Origin of the sequence: Collinsella aerofaciens (assembly GCF_002736145.1) — a bacterium.
Taxonomy (GTDB): Bacteria; Actinomycetota; Coriobacteriia; order Coriobacteriales; family Coriobacteriaceae; genus Collinsella; species Collinsella aerofaciens_A.
In genome coordinates, this window is record NZ_CP024160.1 from 1,818,904 (window position 1) to 1,833,319 (window position 14,416).

Genomic DNA, 14,416 nt, shown 5'->3' on the forward strand with positions numbered 1-14,416 from the left:
TTAGGGTGATTGACGTGAGCAAAGGGACGGTCGAGAAGTACGCGTTGCTGTTTGTGGTGTGCGGCGTCGTGTTTGCCGCCAACTACGCGCAGTACCAGGTGTCGGGGTTGGCGCACATGGTTGTGTCGAGCCTGCGGTTGTCGTCTGCCGAGTTTTCGGCTGTCCTGTTTGCCCCGTTTATTCCTGCCGTGGTGTTTGGTATGCCGGCAGGCGTTTGTGCCGATCGTCGCGGCGTGAAGGCGCTCGTGTTTTTCGCATCGGCGGTTTCTGCGGCCGCGGCGGTCGCGCGCGTCGCGTGTTCCTCGTTTGCGACGCTGTTTGCAGCGAGCATGCTGCTGGGCGCGGCGCCCTGCGTCATCAACGCCATTGCGTTGAAGGTGTTGGGACCTGCTTTTGGCGATGACACCGATCGCGCCATGGGGTGGTTTTATGCGGCGGGCTCCGCCGGCATTGCCTGCTCGCTTGCGACGTCTCCTCTCTTTGCGGCGGCTGGGCAGGCATACGTGCTCGCCGCTGTCTTGTTTGCGGTATTTGGGCTGCTGTGGCTGCTTGTCGCGCCGTCGGCGGACGCCGTGCGTGCAGCAAGCGATGGCGGCGCCGGTGACTCCGTGCCGATGGCGGGCGCTTTTGGAACGGTGGCCAAGATGCCGATGATTTGGCTTGTGGCGGTGCTACTTGGAGTCGCCCTCGCGTCGGCTACGGCGTACTCCGGTTATTTGGTATCGGCGCTCGAGGTTTCGATCGAGCCGCAAACCGCTGGAGTCCTGGCTTCGTTTGTAACCCTCGGATCGATTGTCGGGAGCGTGGTCGGCCCCTATATGCGCGCGCAGTTTAAGGACTACCGTGCATTTATGGCTTTGTCGGCGGTCGCCGGAGGCGTGCTCATGTGGGCTGGGGAAGCCTTTATTTCCACGTCTTCGATAGGGCTGATGTTTGCGATCGGCATCGCGAGCGCCGTTGCCGGGCCCGTCGTCCAGTCGCTGCCGTACATGCTTCCCGGCGTGCGCGATGGCCTTGCGGGAAGCGCCGGCGGTGTGGTGAGTACCGTCTCGCTGGGATTGACGTTTTTGATTCCCGTGGTGCTTTCTTGCTGCATTGGCGAGAGCTACGAAACGCTTCTTTTGGGATGCGCCGTTCTGTTTGGCGCCACGGCGCTGGCGTCTCCGCTTCTGCCCTCGCCCGATTCGCTTACGTAGTGCCACGCCCCCGTTTGTTCGATGCCGGTTGGCACAATACTAGGAGTTGATTTACTTGACGTTGAAAAAGAGCACCGTCGTGACGATCCTCAATGGCATCGTCAACCCTCTGCTCATGTGTTCGTTTTTGCCGATTATCGAGGGAAAAGCCGCACTCGATTTTCAAGGCGTCACGGGCTTTTGGGGACAGCTTGCCCTAGCCATTGCCATTGCGCAAATTGTGAGCTTTATGCCGCTCTTTGGTAAAACCGTCGGCATGTGCGTCGAGTTTTTTGGCTTTGAGCCAGGTACTCCCGGCGCGCGTGTCTGCGGAACCGTTGTGGGCGCTACGCTGCTCTTTTGCCTTATCGGACTGTTTGAGATTGCTTTTCAGACGGGCTTTGGCGTGGTCAATGGCATGCCTTATTTTTCGCGCTGGGCACGTCTTGTGACGGGTGGCTGGGCGTTTGTTGTTGTGGGCGGCTTGCTGTTTGACCCCTTTGCCGCGGCGCTTGCCGCTAAGGTGACGGGCGAATAGAGCTTGGTGCCGCTTGTGCAGCGGGTATAACAGACGAATGGCTGTCGGGGCCGACCGGGGGACTGGTCGGCTTCTTTTTTTACGCGTGCTACCATGTACGGGCATTTGTCTGATGGAGGCTGCCGTTGTCGCGTGCGTTGCAACATATGGAGATCCCGCTGCTCCTGGCGGTGCCGGTGGTGATGGCTGCTGCGCTGCCGGCGGGTATTGAGCACGCGGCGCTTGCCATGCTCGTTGTCGTGGCGTTGGTGCTTGTGCTGTTCTTTGCGGGTTACGAGGCGTCGCGCCCGGGCCTGCGCCAGATTATGCCCACGCTGGTGTTGGCGGCGTTGGCCGCGGCGGGGCGCATCTTGTTCGGTCCCATTCCCGACTTTAAACCGGTGAGCGCCATCGCCATTATCGCGGGGGCGACGCTCGGGCGCCGCAATGGTTTTATGGTTGGCGCGCTGGCGGCGCTGACCAGCAATTTCTTTTTTGGACAGGGCATGTGGACGCCGTGGCAGATGTATGCCTGGGGCCTGGTTGGCTATGTTGGCGGCGCGCTGGCGCATGCGGGTGCGTTCGACCGCGCCGACGGCACCGTGCGCATGCCAGCACTGCTGGCGTACGGCTTTGCGTCGGGCCTGCTCTATGGCGTCGTGATCAACGCGTATGACATCATTGGTTTTGTACAGCCGCTTACTTGGGCGGGTGCCGTGGCGCGTCTTGCCACGGCAGTGCCGTTCGATATTACGCACGGCCTTGCGACCTGCGTGTTTTTGGCCGCCTTGTACAAGCCTTGGTTCCGTCGCATTAACCGTGTCGTCGTGAAATACGGGCTGTAGGGCTGGTTGCGTCGGGGCGGGAATCAATACTGCCGAAGTGCCATTTCAAAACTATGCCGGTTTACGGGGCTAGATTGGCGCAGGCAGACCATGCCGGCTTTTTCGAAATAGAGCAAGCCGTTCACCTGCGGTTTTATTATCTCGGAATTGCGTATGGTTGGGGGTTCGCGATTCAGCCCCGTAAACCGGCATAGTTTTGCGCAGGCCGACTAATAATGACGGGCATCGCAGCCCTCGGAGAGCCAAAATGATCCGTTTCCCTCCGTCCCCAGGGGATCAGCTGGAGTTAGAGCTCCAACGTAAGGGTGACGGGGCAGTGGTCGCTGCCAAAGATGTCGCCGCGGATACCGGTGTCGCGTACGTTGTCGGCGATTGCGTCGCTTACCAGGAAGTAGTCGATGCGCCAGCCTGCGTTGTTCTTGCGGGCATTAAAGCGATAGCTCCACCAGCTGTAGACGCCCTCGACGTCGGGGTTTGCCGTGCGCCAGGTATCGGTAAAGCCGGCGTTGAGTAGCTCGGTGAACTTGCCGCGCTCCTCGTCCGAAAAGCCCGCGTTGCCGCGGTTGGACTTGGGGTTCTTAAGGTCGATCTCCTCGTGCGCCACGTTAAAGTCGCCGCAGGTCACGACGGGTTTGCCGGTCTCGCGCTCGAGCGCGTTCAAAAAGCCGCGGTAAGCATCGTCCCAGGCCATGCGCACGTCGATGCGGGCGAGTTCATTTTGGGCGTTGGGCGTATAGACGTCGACAAACCAAAACTTGCCGAACTCGAGCGCGCAGACGCGGCCCTCGGTTACGGCTTGGGCGACGAGTGCGGCCGCCTCACCCTCGCCGGCGTAGGGTAGCAGCGCGTCGGCGTGCAGCACGCGCAGTGGTTCCTGGCGGCTAAAGACCGCGGTGCCCGAATAGCCTTTACGCTCGGCGTAGCTCCAGGTTTGGTGATAGCCGGGCAGGTCAATATCGACCTGGCCTTCTTGCAGCTTGGTCTCTTGCAGCGCCAGGATATCGACGTCGAGTTCTTGTGCGATCTGGATAAAGCTCGGGTCCTTTTTGAGCACGGCGCGCAGGCCGTTGACGTTCCACGAGGCGAAAGTGTAAGTCTGAGGCATGGTGTCCTTTCGACGGGGTTGGCAGGCTTAAGATTAGCGCAACAGGGGCGGGGTGGGCTCCGCGCATGCTGACTTAAAGGCCGCATGTTGGGACGTCGCCCAACGCTGCCCGACTAACAAGGACGGAGGACTCATATGACGCAGGCAATATCGGACCCCAGGCAGGCCTCCGCCGCGCTGGCGGAGCTGTTCAATACCCACGAGCGCGTGGTGTTCTTTGGCGGCGCTGGTGTTTCCACGGCAAGCGGCATTCCCGATTTTCGCAGCGTGGACGGCCTGTATCACCAGCAGTTTGCCTATCCGCCCGAGACCATGCTCTCGCACAGCTTTTACGAGACACATTCGGCGGAGTTCTTCGACTTTTACCGCACCAAGATGATCGCGCTTAACGCTAAGCCCAACCGCTGCCACACCAAGCTGGCCGAGCTGGAGCGCGCCGGCAAGCTTGATGCTGTGGTGACGCAAAACATCGACGGCTTGCATCAGATGGCGGGCTCGCAGCGCGTGTTTGAGTTGCACGGATCGGTCCATCGCAACATTTGCCAGTCGTGCGGAGCGGTCTATAGCGCCGAGTGGATTTGCTCGCGCGAGCACGAGGACGCCGCGGGCGTGCCCGTGTGCCCCGCGTGCGGTGGTCGCATCAAGCCCGATGTGGTGCTCTACGAGGAGCCGCTCAACGAGCATGTGTTGACCGGTGCCGTTGCCGCCATCGCCGCGGCCGATGCCCTCATTGTAGGCGGGACCTCGCTCGTGGTGTATCCGGCGGCAGGCCTTACGCGATACTTTACCGGCGATACGCTGGCCATATGCAACCTTGCTCCCACCGATCAGGATGCAAATGCCGACCTGCTGATTTCTTGCGACATCGCGGCCGCGTTTGCGTTCTAGCCCGCGCGCGCGGATACAATAGAAAGACTGAGTGCAAAGCGACCCCGCCGCCAGCTCCCCAAGCTCGGCGGCGTGGGCATTTTAGGAGGATGTTCATGGCGAACGACAGCAAGACATGGCGGTGCGGAAAGTACGAGCTCAGCTTTGACCGTCCGCGCATCATGGGCGTCCTCAACGTGACGCCCGATTCGTTTAGCGATGGCGGGGAGCACTTCGACCCGGACGCCGCGATCGAGTATGGCCTGACGATGCTCGACGCCGGCGCCGACATCATCGACGTAGGCGGCGAGTCCACGCGCCCTGGTTTTACCCCGGTCAACCCCGACGAGGAGGCTCGCCGCGTGCTGCCCGTGGTGCGCGCACTGGCCAAGGAGGGCGCCATCGTCTCGATTGACACGCGCCACGTGGCGGTTGCTAAGGCGGCCGTGCGCTGCGGCGCCTCGATCGTCAACGACGTGACCGGCTTCACCGACCCCAAGATGGTCGAGTTTGTTAAGACGAGCACCTGCGGCGTCATCGTAATGCACGCCGGCGAGGTCGCCGCACCCGCCCGAACGCACGCGACGGTGCAGCTTGATACCTCGGCTGCGGCGTTTGTTGCCGAGAAGGCACGCGAAGCGGCCGCCGAGGCCGCGCGCGAGGCCGAGAAGCCAGCCCGTCGCCGTCGCGGCAAGTTGCTGGGCGAGCCTAAGCCGGAGGCCAAGCTTCCGGGCGGCGTGGTGCAGCCCTCGTTGCCGTTTGGTGAACCTGAGCCCGCGACCGAGCCCGCAAGCGAGCAGGAGGCGCCCGCCGCCGAGCAGGCTACTGCCGCCGAGGCCGTCGCGCCCGCGCCCGAGGCCGCGCCCGCAGCCACCGAGGCCGCATCGGAGCCCAATGACCACCTGGCCGCCATGATGCGCCGCAGCGCCCGCCGCGAGGAAGCCTACGTGCCCACCTCGCAGCTCCGCCGCTTCACCCTGCCCGATTCGGCGCCCATCATGCGCCGCGTCATGGGCTTTCTGTCCGACCAGGCCCGCGCGCTCATCCACGCCGGCGTGTCGCGCGACCGCATCTGCATCGATCCCGGTCCGGGCTTTGGCAAGACGGCCAACGAGGACATCGTCATCCAGCGCGAGACTGCCAAGATGGCGTCACTGGGCTATCCGCTCATGTGCGCCGTATCACGCAAGCGCTTTGTGGGCGCCGTCTCGGGCGTGACCGAGGCCGCCGAGCGCGATGCCGCTACGTTTGGCGTGTGCCTGGGCGCCATCCAGGCCGGTGCCAACATCGTGCGCGTGCACGACGCCGCGGGTTTTGCGCAGTTCCTGAACGGCTACTGGGCGGTTGCCAAGCCGCAGCCGCGCCGCGCGTTTGTGGCCGTGGGCTCCAACCTGGGGCATCGCTGTGACAACATCCGCGCCGCACGCGACATGATCGCCGAGATTCCACTCACCTGCGTGTCCAACTCCTCCAAGATCTACGAGAGCGAGCCGGCCTACGAGACACGACAGGACGCGTTTGCCAACGCCGTCATCGAGATCAAGACCGAGCTGGCGCCGCTGGTGCTGCTCGACGAGCTCATGAAGATCGAGGCCGAGCTGGGCCGCGACCGTTCCAAAAAGGCCAAGGCCAACGGCCCGCGCACCATCGACTTGGACCTGCTGTGGATGGACGGCGAGACCCACGGCGGCAAAAAGCTGCGCCTGCCGCATCCGCTGATCGGCGAGCGCGACTTTGTGCTGGTGCCGCTCGAGGATCTGATGCACGACCCGGCGCGGTTCTTCCGCTACAACGGCGTCGAGGTCAAGGAGCCCGAGGATCGCGTGGGCCATATCGTGGGCGAATTGGGGCGTATGTAGATGATCGAGATGAATACTGTTGCCGCCGGCACCGAGCTCGACGCGGCGCGTGACGCGGGCCGCGAGGGCGTGTCCGCGGGCTGGTGCGCGTGGAGCGCGGGCGATGCTTTGCTGACGTTTTCGCTGGTTGTGCGCCCCGATGTGAATATGCACGCCTTCCACGGCCTGCCGTTTGTGGCCGCGATGGGCATGATGGACGCGCTCGTGGGCACGGCATCGACGCCGGGCCTGGGGCTTGCCGGTAAGGTGGGTATCCAGTGGCCGAGTGACATCGTGTGCGGTACGCCTGCGTTTGAGACGTCACTCGCGCGTGTTGCCGTGAACGGCGGTGCCGGTGCTGCGGGCATGTTCGGCGCCGTGACGGTGGATATTGAGCGTTCGGCGCTGAGCGAGCTCGGTGTAGATGTGGCCGACGAAGCGCTGGTCGAGGCGCTGGCCGCGGCGGTGCTCGCTCGCGTTGGCGCCTGGGCGGTTGCCGCCAACACACCGCAGGGTGCCGCCGGCCCGCTGGCTCCGGTGCTGGGCGAGTATTTTGACATGGTGCCACTGCTGGGTCGTCAGGTCGCGGCGGTGTCGCCCAACGGTTTGCCGCTTGCGGTCGGTGTGTTTGCGGGCCTGGACATCTGGGGCCGCGCGACCATCAAGACCGATGCCGGCGAGCAGGAGTTTCCGCCCGAGGCCGTACGGATTCGCGGACTGTAACGCGTAGCGCCCGCGCTCAAAGATAACGATGACAACGAAGCCCTCCTCGGCCTGCACCGGGGAGGGCTTCGCTTGTTTGGGGAACGGGTTGCCAGCGCCCTATTCCTCAAAACTGAAAATCTTTCGATTTTGAGGAATAGAATTAAGCCAGCTCGGCCTTTAACGAGGTATATTCGTTGCAGAGTCTATTCCTCAAAACTGAATAATTTTCGTTTTTGAGGAATAGCGATAGAAGACCGCAGGGAGGCACCAATGAAACTCATCAATAGAACGTCATATATGGACACGTTGACGAGCCTTATTGGCGTACCGGATATCAAGGTCATAACGGGCATTCGCCGTAGCGGTAAGTCAAAATTGCTCGAGGCCCTCCGCGATTACGTGGAGGCAAATCTGTCCAATTCGAATGTCATCCATATCAACTACAACCTCGATGAGTTCGAGAGCCTGCTCGAATATCACGCGCTGCTCGCCTATGTAAAAGAGCATCGAGTGTCCGGCAAACAAAACTTTCTGCTTATCGATGAAGTTCAGATGTGCGACGGTTTTGAGCGTGCGATCAATAGCCTTCACGCATCCGAGCAGTACGACATATTCATTACCGGATCGAATGCCTTTTTGCTGTCGAGCGATCTGTCGACGCTCTTTACGGGGCGCACCTTCGAGATCGAGGTTTTCCCATTCTCGTTTGAGGAGTATCGTCTCTATGGCGACGAGGGCGAGGTCGACCGCGACTTCGGTGAGTACGCGAGAACCGGCGGTATGTCTGGCTCGTACCCTTATCCACTGCAGGAGCAGCGCTATCAATATCTCTCCAACGTCTTCAAGACGCTCATTGTGAGAGATATCGTGCAACGGCATAACGTGAGAAACGAATCGGCGCTGCTACGCATTGCCGATTACATGATGGACAACGTCTCCAACATTACGTCGGCGCGCAACATTACGGACGCATTAAATGCGGATGGGCTAAAGATTACGAACAAGACGGTCGGCACGTACATGGGGTACCTGTGCGATGCGTTTGCCTTCTATAAAGTTCGTCGATACGACATTCGCGGTAAGAAATACCTTAAGAGCGGCGAGAAGTATTACCTGGCGGACCATGCGTTTAAATATGCGCTTCTTGGTACACGTGATATGGATTGGGGACGCGTATACGAGAACATGGTGGCCATCGAGCTGCTGCGCCGCGGATACGAGGTATACGTCGGTGTGCTCTATAAAAAGGAAATAGACTTTGTAGCAATCAAGCGGAGCGAGAAACTCTACATTCAGGTGAGCGACGACATCAGCTCGGACAAGACATTTGAACGCGAGATTTCGCCACTGCTGAGCATTGGCGATGCGTATCCCAAGATGATTCTCGCTCGCACGCATCACGAGGCCACGGATCGCGACGGAGTGCAGATCGTGGACTTGGCGAGGTGGCTGTGCGGTGAGGCGTAGCAAAAAATCCTATTCCTCAAAACTGAAAAATTTTCGGTTTTGAGGAATAGGATTGGCGGCTGGTTGCTGCGAGCTGGCGCGCACGACTTGGCGCCCGTTCTACCCCTGCTCCTGCATGCGGCGGTAGATTTCGCAGATACCCTTGATGGTGAGCTGCCCGTCGACCACGTCGAAGGCATCGGTCGAATCGGCGACAATGCCGGCGAGACCGCCCGTGGCGATAACGGTGGCGTCCTCGCGGCCCAGCTCGCGCTTCATGCGCGCGACCAGGCCCTCGGCCATGGCGGCGGCGCCCATCACGGCGCCGACCTTGATGCACTCTTCGGTGTCGCGACCGATGGCGTGCTTGGGCGCCTCGAGCGGCACGCTGGCGAGCTTAGCGGCACGGGTGGCAAGCGCGTCCATGGAGATGCGGATGCCCGGCGCGATCGCCCCACCAATGTAATAACCGTCCTCATCGATGACGTCGATATTTGTCGCGGTGCCAAAGTCCACCACGATTGCCGGCGCGCCGTAGAAAGTCTCGGCTGCGACGGCGTTGGCAACGCGGTCGGCACCTACGGCCTGGGGGCGCGCCGCGCGCAGCTTGGTCACGGCGGCCGTCTGCGGCCCGATGACGATGGCGTCCGCCGCGATGCGGTCGGCCACGGCGTGCCACTCGCGCGAGAGCTGCGGCACCACGCCAGCAAAGGCAATCGCGTCGACCGCATCGAGTGAGAGGTCGTACATCTTAAAGAAGCCCATCAGGCGCACGTGGATCTCGTCGGCGGTATAGGAGCGGTCGGTGGGCATGCGCCACGACTGCACCAGCTCGTCTCCGTCAAACAGGCCCATGGCCGTCTGCGTGTTTCCCATATCGATAGCGAGCAGCATGTCTACTCCCGGTGTCGGCATAAAAGGACGCGCACCATTGTATACGTGCCGTCGACGGCGCTCGGCTGCGATTCGTTTACGGTGATGGGGGCCGAGGGGTTTAAATATGAAGGAATTATGCTCTACGAGATTTTCCTTGCCGTTTACCGAACTCCCGCGTAATATTCTTTCTTGCGCACATGAGGCGCCCAGACATTGCGGGGTGGAGCAGTCTGGTAGCTCGCCGGGCTCATAACCCGGAGGTCGTAGGTTCAAATCCTGCCCCCGCGACCAAGAACTTGCAGCTCGTCGGCCTAGCCGGCGAGCTTTTTTGTTATTCCGGGACTGTTCTCTCAGCCCAATTCCCAACCTCTCAAACAAAATCTCGATCTGTAACATCTAGACCCGATTTGGGCAGCTAGGGCTTATAGGACAAAATGTGTGTCCACTTTGGGGGCATCGGCGCAGGTCGATGCCCCTTTTTCAGCCGTTTAAATTCCGTGCCCGCTTTTAACCGCCCGGACAGAATGTGTGTCCGGTTGCCTATCGTTCCCGCAGGTAGATAACCTTTTCCGGAACCGTTAAACACCCTTTCGGAAGAGGTGCCCATGAAGGCCGTTTATTGCCCCTGCTGCGGCGGTCGGACCAAGCGCAACGGCAGGACCTCGTCGGGGTCCCAGCGGTGGAGGTGCACGGCCTGCGGCGCGTCGACGACGCTGAGTTACGACGACACGGCGGCGAGGCTCGAGGAGTTCCTCGGGTGGCTCCTCTCGAAGGACTCGCAGGCCGCGATGCCGGGCGGCGGGCGGTCCTTCAGGCGCAGGACGGCCGAGTTCTGGGAGGTCTGGCCCATGCCCGTCCCCGACGGCGAGCTCCACCGCGTGCTCTACGTCGACGGGATCTGGGTCGCGCGCGACCTCGTCGTGCTTATATGCTGCAGCGGCGAGAGGGCGGTCTCCTGGTACATGGCGAGGTCGGAGAACTCGAGGGCGTGGTCGGCCCTCATGGCGCCGATCCCGGCGCCCGAGGTGGTCGTCACCGACGGCGGGAGCGGGTTCGCCAAGGCCGTGCGCGAGACCTGGCCGCGCACCAGGGTCCAGAGATGCACCTTCCACGCCTTCTCGCAGGTCAAGCGCTACACGACGACGCGGCCGAAGCTACAGGCGGGGCGCGAGCTCTGCCTCATCGCGCGCGACCTCATGGGCATCGAGACGCCGCACCAGGCCGAGGTCTGGGTCGAGCGCTACCTCGACTGGTGCGGGTTCTGGGCCGACTTCCTGGAGGACAGGACCGTGGTGGACGGCAGGAGGGCCTGCACCCACGAGAGGCTGAGGCGGGCGCGCTCGTGCTGTCGTCGCTGGTGTCGGCGGGGACGCTGTTCACCTGCCTCGACCCCGCCCTGGCCAAGGCCGGACCGCTGCCGTCGACCAACAACATGATCGAGGGAGGGGTGAACTCGCAGCTGAGGGCCGTCCTGCGCAACCACCGGGGGCTGACGTCGGTCAAGCGCGTGAAGGCGGTGTTCCGGTGGTGCCACGCGCACTCGGGGGACGCGAGGACGGCGCGCGAGAAGCTCGCCGCGATGCCGACCGACGCGGACATCGACTTCCTGTTCAGCGTCTACTCCGCCTCGCCGTCGCGCGAGGACGGAGGGCCGGAGTGGGGCGACAGGGCCGTGTGGGAGGATCTCCACCACAGGGACCCGTACCCGTTCTGGCTGGATTAATGGATGGAAACGGATGTTCTATCGGGACACACATTTTGTCCTATAAGCCGCAGCTAGGTGTTACAGATTGAGATGTTGAGTCCCCGCCTGGACGGTTTGTCTAAATCTGTAACACGAGGGACGGATTTTGCCGCGTAACTGTTACAGATCGAGACAAACCGACGGGCCGCCCCGCTCCATCCACCTACCGCTACCTGCTATCCGCCGATTTCCGTTGTGCTGCTGTACCCCCATGCCATATCCTCTAGACAACTACGCGGCATCATCGTCGCCGCGCCTACAAGAGAGGAATGTCCATGACCGCACCTGCATCCAAGCTGCTCCAGCCCATTACGGTTGGTCCCCTTGAGCTCAAGAACCGCATTATGTTCCCGCCGCTGACCACCGGCTACGAGGAGCGTGACGGTTCCATCGGCGAGCGTAGCCTGGCCTTTTACGAGCGCCTGGCCCGTGGCGGCGTGAGCTACATCGTCATCGGCGACGTTGCTCCCGTTATGACCGCAAGCCCCACGCCCAAGTTGGCGACCGACGCTCAGATCCCCACGTTTAAGGCGCTGGCCGATGCCGTCCACAAGCACGGTGCTAAGGTTGCGCTGCAGCTGTTCCACCCCGAGTACGACGTGCCCGGTGTCGGCCGCATGGTCATGGGCTCCATGGCTGCCGCCAAGGCCGCGCAGGAGGCCAAGGCCGCCGGCGACGAGGAGACCTTTGCCGCCAAGATGGCCGAGTCCAACGAGATCCGCAATCAGGCATACGCCAAGCTGCACCACGACATGCAGCACTTTGTGAACGAGGCGAGCGTAGAGCAGCTCACCCAGATTAAGGAGGCCATCGCCGCCTCGGCCGCCCGTGCGCAGCAGGCCGGAATCGACGCCATCGAGGTCCACGGCGACCGCCTGGTGGGTTCGTTGTGCTCGGCTATCCTCAACCAGCGCACCGACGAGTACGGCGGCTCGTTCGAGAACCGCGTTCGCTACGCGCTCGAGGTCGTCGCTGCCATTAAGGAAGCCGCGCCGCAGCTGATGGTGGAGTACAAGCTCCCCGTGATTATGGAGAACCCCGACGGCACGCCGCGCGGCAAGGGCGGCCTGCAGCCCGACGAGGCCTGCGAGTTCGCCAAGCTGCTCGAGGGCGCGGGCATCGACATGATCCAGGTTGCACAGGCCAACCACACCGGCAACATGGGCGACACCATTCCGCCCATGGGTGCCATGCCCTACAACTGGACGCTGCCCGTGGCCGAGCGCGTCAAGGCCCTGGTTTCCGTGCCGGTGGCAACCGTCGGCCGTGTTGTCTCGGTCGAGGCCGGCGAGAAGATTCTGGAAGACGGCGCGGCCGACATCATCGCCTATGGCCGCTCGCTCATGTGCGACCCCGACATTGCGCTGAAGGCTGCCACGGGTGAGCCCATTCGCGAGTGCCTCAACTGCAACAAGGGCTGCGTCGACGCGATTCAAAACCGCAAGTACATCTCGTGCGTGCTCAATGCCGAGAACGGCGACGAGGCGACCGTCGCCATTAAGCCGGGCGAGGGCGACAAGAAGGTCGCCGTGGTGGGCGGCGGCATCGCCGGCCTGGAGGCCGCACGCGTGGCGGCCAAGCGTGGCTACGATGTGACCGTCTACGAGGCGAGCGACCATCTGGGCGGCCAGATTGTGCTGGCGGCCGCGCCTCCGCGCAAGGACGAGATCATGCGTTCGGTCGAGTACTACGAGAAGATTCTGCCCGGCCTGGGCGTGAAGGTCGAGCTCAACCATGCCGCTACGGCAGAGGACCTCAACGCCGCCGACGCCGCGATTGTGGCCGTGGGCGCGCACGACGTGGTCATCCCCGTTCCGGGCGCCGACTCAGACAAGGTCGTCTCGAGCTGGGACGTGCTGGCCGGCAAGGTGGAGCTCAGCGGGCGCGTCGCCGTCATTGGCGGTGGCCTGGTGGGCACCGAGACTGCCGAGTACCTGCTGCAACACGGCTGCGAGGTGGCGATCGTGGAGATGCTCGACAAGATTGCCGCAGGCGAGTCCGAGACCATTCTGCCGCTGATTATGAGCGACTTTGCCGCCCACAACGTGGAGCAGCACGTTAAGACCCGCCTGACCGCCATTACCGACGAGGGTGTGGAAGCTGTTCGCACCACCGAGGACGGTGCCGAGGAGCCGGTGAAGATCGCCTGCGATTACGTGGTGATGGCCGTGGGCTCCAAGGCCAACGCGTTTGACCTGGATGGCGTGACGGTGCCCGTGACCTGCGTGGGCGACTGCTCGGGCGAGCGCACCGCCGACATTGCGAGCGCCATTCGCACGGCGTATCACGCGGCCAACGAGCTGTAGTTGAACATCGCGGCCAGGCGGGACGGTAGCACGGATCCGTCTCGCCCGGCTGTGTCCCGTCGGGTGTCAACCGGGGCGGGGCCTGCAAGCGCAGCAGGCTCCGCCCTTTTTGTTTTGCTCCGGTGGATGGCAATGCGCGGTAATCATGAGGAGTAAGGACGTCTACTGCCTTGCCGATTACTCAAAATTATTGGGGGAGGGGTTAATAACTATATCCTCTATGCCAAAGGACATAACGAGATGCCAATTTTGTTGACAAGCGAACGGCGATTAGCTGCGAGTCAGCTACCAGCGTAAATAATCGATAAAGAAATGTCGTAAATTGGTGCCAAATGCCCAGATAACACCGCGTCTATTTTAATTAACTGCTTTGAGCAAACAGTAAAATGCTACTATCTAACTTGCACGTAAGAAAGCAGATTAACGGTTAAGGCTAAGAAGTGGCAGGTATGTCGGAAGCAACTAGGACTCGCACGCATGCGCCCGAGGTTAGGCAGCGCGCCGTCGAGATCCTCCAAGAGGGGGTCGGTCATCGCGCCCTCGCCGCGGAGCTTGGCATTCCCCAGGCCACGGCTCGTCAGTGGGCCCGCGCGTATGCCGTGGGCGGTGCCGACGCCGTTCTCAACGCCGGTTCGCATCATCACACCTATTCGTACGAAGTTAAGCTCGCCGTGGTCAAGGACCGCTTGGAAAACGGCTTAACGGTTCGCGAGGCCATGATCAAGCACAAGATTCCCAGCGAGTCTTCGGTCAAGGCTTGGTGCCGCCAGTATCGCGAGAGCGGTGAGTCCGCGCTGGTTGATAAGCCGCGCGGTCGCAAGCCGCGCGTTAAAAAAGCGGAATAGCGAACGGGATGGTGCGCCCACAGGGGCGCATTTTTCTTGCCGCGCCAACTTTTTGGACCGTCGTGAGCCTACTGGAACATCCTCCAAAGTGGTTAATAAACCGCGCGCAGTGGCCCGTGCGCCCGCCGCCGCGATAGGGGGAGCGTC

The 14,416-nt window shown here is 62.1% G+C and carries 11 protein-coding genes, 1 tRNA gene and 1 pseudogene; 11 read left to right on the top strand and 2 right to left on the bottom strand.

Annotated elements, in window-relative coordinates; translation table 11 throughout:
• Window positions 1–14 precede the first annotated feature (14 nt).
• The 3 genes from CSV91_RS07955 (at window position 15) to CSV91_RS07965 (ending at window position 2,537) form a co-directional block, all read left to right on the top strand.
• Entirely contained in the window at window positions 15–1,196 is a 1,182-nt protein-coding gene (locus CSV91_RS07955; RefSeq protein ID WP_147579399.1) for an MFS transporter, read from the top strand.
• Between the two features lie 55 nt (window positions 1,197–1,251).
• Window positions 1,252–1,713, top strand: coding sequence for a hypothetical protein (locus tag CSV91_RS07960; RefSeq protein ID WP_147579400.1), 462 nt, complete (start codon window positions 1,252–1,254; stop codon window positions 1,711–1,713).
• A 125-nt stretch (window positions 1,714–1,838) separates the two neighbouring features.
• The gene (locus CSV91_RS07965; RefSeq protein WP_232049591.1) at window positions 1,839–2,537 is read left to right on the top strand and encodes a DUF6580 family putative transport protein; all 699 of its coding nucleotides are present in this window, start codon (window positions 1,839–1,841) and stop codon (window positions 2,535–2,537) included.
• A gap of 286 nt (window positions 2,538–2,823) precedes the next feature.
• On the opposite strand, the gene CSV91_RS07970 is transcribed toward CSV91_RS07965, so the two are convergent.
• Window positions 2,824–3,642 carry an exodeoxyribonuclease III gene (locus CSV91_RS07970; RefSeq protein WP_099432446.1) on the bottom strand — a complete coding sequence of 273 codons (819 nt, stop codon included), beginning with the start codon at window positions 3,640–3,642 and terminating at the stop codon, window positions 2,824–2,826.
• Between the two features lie 135 nt (window positions 3,643–3,777).
• Between CSV91_RS07970 and CSV91_RS07975 the strand changes: the two genes are divergently transcribed.
• The 4 genes from CSV91_RS07975 (at window position 3,778) to CSV91_RS07990 (ending at window position 8,519) form a co-directional block, all read left to right on the top strand.
• Window positions 3,778–4,530, top strand: coding sequence for an NAD-dependent protein deacylase (locus CSV91_RS07975; protein WP_099432447.1), 753 nt, complete (start codon window positions 3,778–3,780; stop codon window positions 4,528–4,530).
• A 95-nt stretch (window positions 4,531–4,625) separates the two neighbouring features.
• Complete coding sequence (gene folP, locus CSV91_RS07980; protein WP_099432448.1) at window positions 4,626–6,368, top strand: dihydropteroate synthase; 1,743 nt, start codon at window positions 4,626–4,628, stop codon at window positions 6,366–6,368.
• Window positions 6,369–7,070, top strand: a complete 702-nt coding sequence (locus CSV91_RS07985; protein WP_099432449.1) for a hypothetical protein — start codon at window positions 6,369–6,371, stop codon at window positions 7,068–7,070.
• 252 nt (window positions 7,071–7,322) lie between these two features.
• Window positions 7,323–8,519, top strand: a complete 1,197-nt coding sequence (locus tag CSV91_RS07990) for an ATP-binding protein (RefSeq protein WP_099432450.1) — start codon at window positions 7,323–7,325, stop codon at window positions 8,517–8,519.
• A 99-nt stretch (window positions 8,520–8,618) separates the two neighbouring features.
• On the opposite strand, the gene CSV91_RS07995 is transcribed toward CSV91_RS07990, so the two are convergent.
• On the bottom strand, window positions 8,619–9,392 hold the full coding sequence (locus CSV91_RS07995) for a type III pantothenate kinase (RefSeq protein ID WP_157758015.1): 774 nt from the start codon (window positions 9,390–9,392) through the stop codon (window positions 8,619–8,621).
• Between the two features lie 196 nt (window positions 9,393–9,588).
• Between CSV91_RS07995 and CSV91_RS08000 the strand changes: the two genes are divergently transcribed.
• The 4 genes and pseudogenes from CSV91_RS08000 to CSV91_RS08015 all read left to right on the top strand — a co-directional run bounded on the left by CSV91_RS08000 (window position 9,589) and on the right by CSV91_RS08015 (window position 14,269).
• Window positions 9,589–9,665, top strand: a tRNA-Met gene (locus tag CSV91_RS08000).
• Window positions 9,666–9,979: 314 nt separating this feature from the next.
• Window positions 9,980–11,097: pseudogene (locus CSV91_RS08005) on the top strand (IS1249 family transposase).
• Window positions 11,098–11,393: 296 nt separating this feature from the next.
• Complete coding sequence (gene bilR / locus CSV91_RS08010) at window positions 11,394–13,424, top strand: bilirubin reductase, long form (RefSeq protein WP_232049592.1); 2,031 nt, start codon at window positions 11,394–11,396, stop codon at window positions 13,422–13,424.
• A gap of 449 nt (window positions 13,425–13,873) precedes the next feature.
• A complete protein-coding gene (locus CSV91_RS08015; RefSeq protein WP_089573462.1) occupies window positions 13,874–14,269 on the top strand; it encodes a helix-turn-helix domain-containing protein in 396 nt (131 codons plus the stop codon).
• The last annotated feature ends 147 nt before the right edge of the window (window positions 14,270–14,416 follow it).